The sequence below is a fragment of the Hymenobacter terrenus genome, from assembly GCF_000972495.1.
Classification (GTDB): domain Bacteria; phylum Bacteroidota; class Bacteroidia; order Cytophagales; family Hymenobacteraceae; genus Hymenobacter; species Hymenobacter terrenus.
The window spans coordinates 1-1,036 of the sequence record NZ_LATM01000115.1 but is presented as its reverse complement, the minus strand read 5'-3'; the positions used below and the strand labels follow the sequence as shown (position 1 = coordinate 1,036).

The window sequence follows — 1,036 nt, the reverse complement described above, 5'->3', positions numbered from 1 at the left end:
CCTAGCTTGTATCGTCCCAGCGTGAGGTGGGTCGGGTCTTGGGTAAAGATAGTCGGGTCCTTTTGCCACTGGGCACAGACGAATTCGGGTGGGGTGAGCCCGCGTAGGGTCTTCAAGCGTTTGGCCTGGTTGTAGGCCAGCAACAAGGCTTGCAGGTGCTCGTTGAGTTCGTGGGTGGTCTGGTAGTGGAAGCGTTGCACCGTCGCTTCTTTGCTGGTGCGGTTCATGCGCTCGACTTGGCCGTTGGTCCACGGGTGCGCTGGTTTGGTCCGGCAGTGCGCCACGCCGAAGGACCGGCAAAGGCGGGCAAAGCGGTGCCCGCTCGGAAACCATTGGTGGGGGTGCAGCGTGAACTGCACCCCGTTGTCTTCAGCACAGTATGGGCTTTGTAGGGCCGCTTTTCCAGCACCCGACGCAGAAAGTCTGCTGCAACCATGCGCGTGGCCCGCGGGTGCAACTCGGCCAACGCCACTTTACTGGTGCGGTCAATGGCGACAAAAATGCGCTTCAAGCAGTTGGACGGTACTGACGGCCTTCTTCGGTGCGCACTTCGGCAAAGTCGACGTGCAGCTAGCCGATGGGGTAGTCCTTACATTTCTTTTTCGGCGGGCGCTGTCCGTCTTCGCTCAGCGGCAGGCAGCTGATGCCGTGGCGTTGGAAACAGCGGGGCAGCGCCATAGCTGCGGAATCGTGGCTTGCAGCGCGTACAGGCAGTCGTCCAGCGCCAGCAAAGGATGCCGACGAAAGGCCACAGCGATGGCTTCCTGCTCAGCGCTGAGCACCGTCGAAACCGGCTCCGGGTCCATGCGCGCATCCCACACGCCGGGGCGCTTGCGCCACTTGGCCACCGTTTTGGGATTGACCGTTTTGGGATTGCTAGTATAGCGGGTGGCGAAGCGTTGTACGCTTTCCGGGCTGTGTTGGATAGCGCGCCGTATCGCCTGAGTTGTGCGGGCGCTGCCGTGGAGTACTTGTCCCATAAGTGAGTGCGAAATTCCTGCCCGGAAAATTTACCATCACTCTTTGGGACTATACA

The 1,036-nt window shown here is 60.6% G+C and carries 1 pseudogene; it reads right to left on the bottom strand.

The features are described 5' to 3' along the window. A pseudogene (locus WX88_RS29745) lies at positions 1-980 on the bottom strand (DDE-type integrase/transposase/recombinase); the annotation flags it as partial. Positions 981-1,036: the final 56 nt, after the last annotated feature.